Annotated in this window: 5 protein-coding genes and 2 pseudogenes; 5 read left to right on the forward strand and 2 right to left on the reverse strand. The window is 46.2% G+C overall.

Going from position 1 to position 7,598, the window contains the following annotated elements; translation table 11 throughout:
* The first annotated feature begins 159 nt into the window (after positions 1–159).
* The 5 genes and pseudogenes from kdpB (at position 160) to kdpC (ending at position 5,101) form a co-directional block, all read left to right on the forward strand.
* Positions 160–2,319 (forward strand): potassium-transporting ATPase subunit KdpB, encoded by a 2,160-nt coding sequence (kdpB, locus tag O9332_RS17585; RefSeq protein WP_002761775.1) that lies wholly within the window; start codon positions 160–162, stop codon positions 2,317–2,319.
* Positions 2,319–3,065, forward strand: a pseudogene (locus O9332_RS17590) (DNA cytosine methyltransferase); the annotation flags it as partial. The gene kdpB and the pseudogene O9332_RS17590, both read left to right, overlap by 1 nt.
* A gap of 195 nt (positions 3,066–3,260) precedes the next feature.
* Positions 3,261–3,524: pseudogene (locus tag O9332_RS17595) on the forward strand (DNA (cytosine-5-)-methyltransferase); the annotation flags it as partial.
* A gap of 558 nt (positions 3,525–4,082) precedes the next feature.
* Complete coding sequence (locus O9332_RS17605) at positions 4,083–4,289, forward strand: potassium-transporting ATPase subunit F (RefSeq protein ID WP_287715551.1); 207 nt, start codon at positions 4,083–4,085, stop codon at positions 4,287–4,289.
* Between the two features lie 167 nt (positions 4,290–4,456).
* Entirely contained in the window at positions 4,457–5,101 is a 645-nt protein-coding gene (gene kdpC, locus O9332_RS17610; RefSeq protein ID WP_002761773.1) for a K(+)-transporting ATPase subunit C, read from the forward strand.
* Between the two features lie 132 nt (positions 5,102–5,233).
* Here the strand turns inward: kdpC and O9332_RS17615 are convergent, their stop codons facing one another.
* Complete coding sequence (locus O9332_RS17615) at positions 5,234–5,917, reverse strand: YdcF family protein (protein WP_002761772.1); 684 nt, start codon at positions 5,915–5,917, stop codon at positions 5,234–5,236.
* 636 nt (positions 5,918–6,553) lie between these two features.
* Positions 6,554–7,598 (reverse strand): DNA gyrase C-terminal beta-propeller domain-containing protein (locus O9332_RS17620; protein WP_288026628.1); only part of this gene is annotated, 1,045 nt, incomplete at its 5' end.

The following is a 7,598-nucleotide window of genomic DNA, read 5'->3' on the forward strand; positions in this document are numbered from 1 at the left end:
TTTACCAGTTTTGAGGTGGCCAATTACCTAATTTTCAGGGAAAAAGTGCCTAAATTTCCCCCCGATCACTCCCAGATCCAGTACTTTTTGATTGACAAAAGGTCTAAAAGTCTTACCCAACAAGGTTTTTAGATTTATTCAACCAGCCCTAGATAATTTATGAGAACGAACAAAGGAAATTCTAAATCCTCCCGCCCGTTGCGAGTGCCGAGAGGTCGCAGGGACGACCGCCGCCACACCCCCAAGGTAAACCGGACAGGTCTCTATCAACGCGCGATCCGGCAGTCCTTCCTCAAACTCGACCCGCGCATCGCCGTGCGTAACCCGGTCCTGTTCGTGGTCTGGTTAGGAACGATCGTCACGGCCCTGGTCACGATCGACCCGCATCTATTCGGCACGATCGCCGGGGATAGGGGACAACAACGGCTACTTAACGGCATCATCACCCTCATCCTCTTCTTCACGGTGCTGTTCGCCAACTTCGCCGAGGCGATCGCCGAGGGACGGGGAAAAGCCCAGGCCGATGCCCTGCGCTCCACCCGCAGCGACACGATGGCCCAGAAAATCCTTGCCGACGGCTCGATCGAGTCGGTCAGTTCCACGGCCTTGGGTCGGGGCGATCGGGTAAAACTGGTGGCCGGGGACGTGATTCCCGCCGACGGGGAAGTGATCGAGGGAATCGGTTCGGTGGATGAATCGGCGATCACCGGAGAATCGGCCCCCGTCCTCAAACAACCCGGAACCGACATCGCCAGTTCCGTCACCGGCGGCACCAGGCTTCTCTCGGACGAGTTGACAGTGCGGATCACTCAAGATCCCGGCCAGGGTTTTATCGATCGCATGATCTCCCTCGTGGAAGGGGCCGAGCGCACGAAAACCCCCAACGAGATCGCCCTGACGGTACTTCTGGCCGTGTTAACCCAAGTCTTTCTAATTGTCGTCGCCACGATTCCGCCGATCGGGAACTATATCGCCGGTTTCCTGGAAACGAGCCTCGGGCCGGCGGTTGCGGATACCTTTCGGGCCGGTTCCAGTATCGCCATCTTGATCTCGCTCCTCGTCGCCCTCATTCCCACGACGATCGGCGGTTTATTGAGCGCGATCGGCATCGCCGGGATGGATCGTGTGGCTCAGTTTAACGTCATCGCCACCTCCGGGCGCGCGGTGGAAGCCTGCGGCGACGTGAATACCCTCCTTCTCGACAAAACGGGAACGATCACCCTCGGAAACCGACTGGCTGACGAATTTATCCCCGTGAACGGTCATAACCTCGAGGAATTAGCCCGCATCTGTCTAGCGGCCAGCCTTTTCGACGAAACCCCGGAAGGACGCTCGATCATTGCCTTAGCCCGGAATTTGGGCGCGAACCTCGATATCGATGGCCAACCCGGCGAGGGAATCGAATTCTCCGCTCGTACCCGCATGAGCGGCACCGATAGGGCCGGCGAGGAATACCGTAAGGGAGCCGTAGACGCGATTAAAGGTTTCGTCCGTTCCCGCGGTGGTTCCGTTCCCGAAACCCTCGATGAGGCACAGGAAAGGGTTTCCCGTTTGGGGGGGACTCCCCTCGCCGTCTGTCGGGGTAACGATATCTACGGGGTGATCTATCTCAAGGACATCGTGAAGCCGGGATTAAAAGAGCGTTTCGACCAATTACGGCGCATGGGTGTGAGAACGATCATGCTCACCGGCGACAACCAGATCACGGCGGCGGTGATCGCGGCGGAGGCGGGGGTGGATGATTTTATCGCCGAGGCCACCCCAGAAGATAAGATCGAGGTGATCCGTCGCGAGCAAGCCAAGGGCAAGTTAGTTGCCATGACGGGAGACGGAACCAACGACGCACCCGCACTGGCCCAGGCTAATGTCGGTGTGGCGATGAACTCCGGAACCCAAGCGGCGAAGGAGGCTGCCAATATGGTGGATCTCGATTCCGACCCGACCAAGCTGATCGATTTAGTGACCATCGGCAAACAGTTACTCATTACCCGCGGCGCCCTGACCACGTTTTCGGTAGCCAACGATATCGCCAAGTATTTCGCCATTATCCCGACAATTTTCGCTGCCGCTGGGATCGGTGCTTTAAATATCATGGGTTTGAAAAGCACTCAATCGGCGATCGTCTCGGCCCTGATCTACAATGCCCTGATTATCCCCGTTTTGATTCCCTTGGCACTTAAAGGCGTTCAATTTCGCCCGCTCACTGCTGACCAACTATTGCGGCGCAATATCCTCATCTACGGCGTGGGAGGCATGATTGCCCCGTTTATTGCTATTAAGATTATTGATGAGATAATTTCAGCGATCGGGTTGAGGTAATGGGAAAATCGGCAATATTTAAGCCTAGTTTATTCGGATTGAAGCACTCGAATCGGGATTTTAGCCAAAAAGAAACATGGGGTAAAAATCAATTTAACTCCTCATTTCCAGCTTCTTTGTGCGCTTACTTGGATGGGAAAGGACTGAAAAATGTCTATCTGAAACTCGATGAAAATTTAAAAGTTCAACCGGCGGAGTTAAGTACACAAGAGTTATACGGTCTAGCTCCCGATTCCGATAATTTATTTTATGCTTTCGAGAGTCAATTTAGAGGAGGGAGCAAAATGATCACAATCGATTTATTCGCTGGTTGTGGTGGTTTATCTTTAGGTTTCCAGAAAGCGGGGTTTACTATTGTGGCCGCATTTGATAATTGGATACCTGCTATAGATGTCTATAGAAATAACTTTAGTCATCCGATATTTAATGTCGATTTATCTAGAGAATCTAGCCAAGAAATATTTGCTCAATATAATCCTGAGATTATTGTCGGCAGCCCTCCTTGTCAAGACTTTTCCAGTGCTGGGAAGAGAGACGAGGGTTTAGGACGAGCGAATCTAACGCTCACATTCGCCGAAATTGTAACTGGAGTAAGTCCCCAATGGTTTGTTATGGAAAATGTGGATAGAATTGAGAAAAGTAAAATACTCACTCAAGCAAAACAAATTTTTAAAAGCCATGGTTATGGTTTAACTGAAAAAGTTATTAATTCTTGTTACTGCGGAGTTCCTCAAACTAGAAAAAGATATTTTCGGCTCTTCGGTTTGTGTTATGCAATGGACGGGGGTTATAAGGGATGGAACCCTTATAGAGAAAGGCATTTAGCGATTTTTGTCAATTGTTTTTTATCTAGAGCTAACTAATCAATTAAGTCTCTTGCCAGATAAGGATTTAGTCGATTTATGCCCCCCTATCGAACCATAACAAGTAACGAAGAGCCATATTTTCTGATCGGTAAAATGAAGGAAGAAGATGATTTTTTAATCGATGAGATCAATGAAAATCTATCAAGTCAACCTCTGACTGTATTTGACTATATGGGCAAAGAATTAGATATAGAATACTATTATAGACATCCTAGAAGCTATCAAAGAAGGGCGATATTCAGTATTTATGAACCTAGCCCTACTATTCGAGGAGTAAATCGACCAGTTCCCAAAACCTATCGACAACATCCCGGGGATGCTTGTCATCTTAAGGAAAAAGGCTCTTCGGTTTGTGTTATGCAATGGACGGGGGTTATAAGGGATGGAACCCTTACATAGAAAGGCATTTAGCGATTTTTGTCAATTGTTTTTGATCTAGAGCGAGCTAATCAGTTAAATCTTTTGCCAGATAAGGATTTAGTCGATTTATGCCCCCCTATCGAACCATAACAAGTAACGAAGAGCCCTTTATTTTTACAGGAACAAAATCTAATCTAGAACAAATGATTGGCAATGCTGTTCCTATTAATTTGGCTAGATATGTAGGCCAATGTATTCTTAACTATGAATTGAAAAAGGAGAACAAGACAACCTATCGACAACTACAGCTAAGTAAGTGGTTATAATTAAATTGAAAATAGATTTTGTCTTTGATCCCCCCTTAATCCCCCCTTGATAAGGGGGGTGTCGATCCCCCCTTAATCCCCCCTTGATAAGGGGGGTGTCGATCCCCCCTTAATCCCCCCTTGATAAGGGGGGTGTCTGATAATTTTTGACAACTACAGCTATTTTCTTGATTTACTGGCAAAAACAAATCTCCAAAAAACTCTAATTCTTATGAAAGCAGCCCCTAGAAAATACCGATTTTTTGGGTACATTTTCTTAAATTTCTATCTAACAATTCTTTTCTCCTCCATCGTTCAAGCTTCTACGGGAAGCACTATCGATAGGGGGCAAGCCTCCGCATTAACCCTTTTAGGATTAGTCGCCTTTGCTTTATTTATCTACCTATTCCTTGTCATTTTTATACCCGAGAGGTTTTAAGAGATTTCTGGCACAATTAATTTTTGAGAGTTCAAAAATGGGAAAAAGCAGAAAATCTCTAAATAGACTCTTTCATTGATTGTTGTTTATTCTTAATTCTCCTGACTCCTGACTACTGGCTCCTGACTCCTAACTCCACCAACAAACTTTTTCAGTAAACCCTAATTATGAGTTTTGCACGCGAGGCTGGTAGAGCCATCCGTTCTACCCTAGTTCTCTGGGTGATCACTGCGCTGATCTATCCTTTCTCGATGATCGCCATCGGTCAAATTCTTTTTCCCTGGCAAGCGAACGGGAGTTTGATCACCAATAATCAAGGTCAAGTGGTGGGTTCGGCTCTAATTGGGCAACCTTTCACCAGCGATCGCTATTTCAATAGTCGTCCAAGTACCACCGCCTACAGTACGGCCGATCCGAAAAACGATCCTAACAAAGTCCTGCAAACCGGAATTTCGGGGGCGAGTAACCTAGCTCCCAGTAACCCCCTGTTGATCGATCGAATTAAAGGAAAACCCGATCCCGACCCGCAAAAAGCACTGGAGGGGGAGATTCCCCGATTAGAGAAAGCGACAATTAAACCCACCGCAGATCTAGTATATACCTCCGGATCGAGTCTCGATCCCCACATCACCCCGGAGGCCGCCAGAGCGCAGATCGAGCGGGTGGCGCTCTCACGCGGATTACCGACGAATCAAGTGGAGATCCTCGTTACCAAAAACACCGATGATCGCTTTCTCGGCATCTTCGGCGAACCGGGGGTTAACCTGCTGAAACTGAATTTGGCTCTAGATGCGATCGCAAATTCCCGATAGGGTTTCTGATGCTAAATCCTGTTTAAAAGGTATAGGAAAGTGGGAAGAGAGAGTTTGCCTTTAAAAACCCCAAGTTAGTAGATTTACAAAAATGGGATGCAGCCGCTAAAAAACTAACTGGGAGAGTATTGTTTAGCTGATCTTACCTTGGGATTCACATTGAAAACCTTCATCTTGCCAAGCTTCCAAATCAACGGAATTTAAGGGAATGACTTGCCAACAGGGGGGATGGATTAATTGTCCCACAAAAGCCCAAATTATACTTCTAGTCAGATCTAACACAGTTTTTAGCTTTGATTCGTGATTACCGGGGATACCAATTTCTCGGACTGCATCGATTTCTACTGCTATACCGTGGGATTGCAAGTGAATTTCTGCTAACCATTTAGCGCGGGGTAAATGAGTAGGAGAGGTGACAACTTTTACTTTATGTACTCCCCATTGTTTTAAAATTGGCACGGCAAAGAAAAAATTGCCGAAGGTAGAATCAGCACACTTTTCTAACCAGACGTTAGCTTTTGGCGCTTTTGCCCGTTCAAATAGTAATAAAATACAGGGATCTTCCGAGCCTTGGGAAATTAAAATTGGTATATCGGGGTATTGCTGGGCTAGATTGGCTACATAAATTTCCCGACGAATGCTGCCCCCCAAAACTAAGATGGCCTCAACGGGTTTTTGTTGATTAATTGACCAGCAGATGGCTAAATTAGTCGCTAAATTAAAGATAATAAACCCAAAAACTGCGACCAGAGTTAGTTTTAACCATCTTTGCCAATGCCGGTGTTTACGCGCAACATTTTTCGGTTTTTTCGCCATTGACTTAGAGACGATGTAGGGTAGCTCAAAAAATAGATTTACTTCAGTATTGCACAGCCTGAAACCCTCATGAAATCTTGGGTTATTCTCAATTAGTGCGAAGATTTTATCAATAAGTCCAATTGATCGGGGTAAGCTAAGCTAAACGGCGCTTAACCTGCATGATCCAATAGCTATAACCCTTTTGGAGTCTATATCGGTGATCCGAAGTAAAAGCCGTTTAGCTTAAAACGCATCTAAGATGCGTTTTAGCAAGGCAGGAGGCAGGATTAATAAGCGGTTGAGAGTTTTTTGAATTATCAAGATATGTAACTGAAGTGCCTCTAAGCTTACCCCTTAGTAATTGATCAGGGAAAAAAGTGAGAGACTTAACCCAGATTACACTGATAGACAAAATTAACAAATCAACTTTGCTTTAACTCATACTACCCAGTCCTCTATGCTAAGATGATCCAAAAAACGCAAGTTTTTAAGTTGATGGGCAAAAAAAGTTTAATTTTACTCAATAACCAGGGCGTTATTTCTAAGACAGCTCGAAAAAATCAAATTTTGAGTGACGGAGAGCCTTGTTAGTTATTTAAAATTATTCCCTCTTCACCACTGTATATCTAGGAGATTTCCTCGACCAACACTTTGTTAACAAAATCCCCTATTCGAGGTGTCCTGTAACAATTGTGCTTTGATAATTTTTTCTGTGGGGTTGAGTTTCACTAATTGTGAACCTGTCCCGTCTTTACCCGTAACCATCACAGTTTCTACCTCTAAGGGTAGTTTTCGATTCTGATTGGTACTTAATAACACTATACTCCCCGGCCGCGCCGCTACCATGGCCGCTAAACTATCCTGTTTATTGACGAATTGTAAAGCGGGTGAACCAAGATCGCCTAATTGTGATAAGCGTAAATTCTCGATCGCCAGTCTTTTCGCGTAACCCAATCCCGAAATCAGCAGCAGATTTTCCCGATGAGGGAGAGAAACACAGCCGGCTAGATGTTCCCCGTAGCGCAATCGCAAAATTGCTAAACCCTGGGCAGATTTACCCATAATTGGCAATAATTCCTCGCGCACGGGATAACGCAACACCCGACCGCTACTGGTGGCGATCGCTAAGTCCAGGCCCTCGTGAGTAAAAATAGCAGCATATAGGCGATCGTCTTCTTTCAATTTCATCAGGGACAAACCCCGACTACCAACCCCCTCTAATTCATCGATGGGAAGCCGCTTTATTCGCCCCTGTTGACTCAGTAAAAGCAATTCTTGATTTTTTTGAGGTTCTGTCAAGAAAAATTGATTTAACACCGCTTCTGACTCTTTTTGGGCGGTTTTGGTCAGCAGACTGGAGATTAACACTGGTTGATTCGCTTGCGGGGGAACTTCCCGGGTAGCAATCGGGTAAGCTTTAGCATTATCGAGGATAACTAGGAAATTTTCCTGTTTTTCGATCGCCTGTTGATAGATAATTAAACCCCGGTCCGGCACTCGCTCTTCTGGTGTCGTCCAACTAATTTTATCTTCGGCATCAAGCAATAAAATCGCATTTTCTGGGGGTTCTTGGGGCGTAAATAGGCTTAAAATCGGTTCATTCTCACTCTCAGACTTTTTCTTAACTTTATTCTCCTGTTTTTTAACTTCTGACTTGAAAGAGGGTGTAGGGTGTGGGGTGTGGGGTGTGGGGTGTGGG

It is taken from the genome of Microcystis sp. LE19-10.1B, assembly GCF_027530565.1.
GTDB classification, from domain to species: Bacteria; Cyanobacteriota; Cyanobacteriia; order Cyanobacteriales; family Microcystaceae; genus Microcystis; species Microcystis aeruginosa.

What these genes read in the sequence shown, in the direction of transcription:
- O9332_RS17605 (WP_287715551.1), top strand. Translation starts at nt 4,083, where the DNA reads ATGAAAGCAGCCCCTAGAAAATACCGATTTTTTGGGTACATTTTCTTA.
- O9332_RS17615 (WP_002761772.1), bottom strand. Translation starts at nt 5,917, where the DNA reads ATGGCGAAAAAACCGAAAAATGTTGCGCGTAAACACCGGCATTGGCAA.
- kdpC (WP_002761773.1), top strand. Translation starts at nt 4,457, where the DNA reads ATGAGTTTTGCACGCGAGGCTGGTAGAGCCATCCGTTCTACCCTAGTT.
- kdpB (WP_002761775.1), top strand. Translation starts at nt 160, where the DNA reads ATGAGAACGAACAAAGGAAATTCTAAATCCTCCCGCCCGTTGCGAGTG.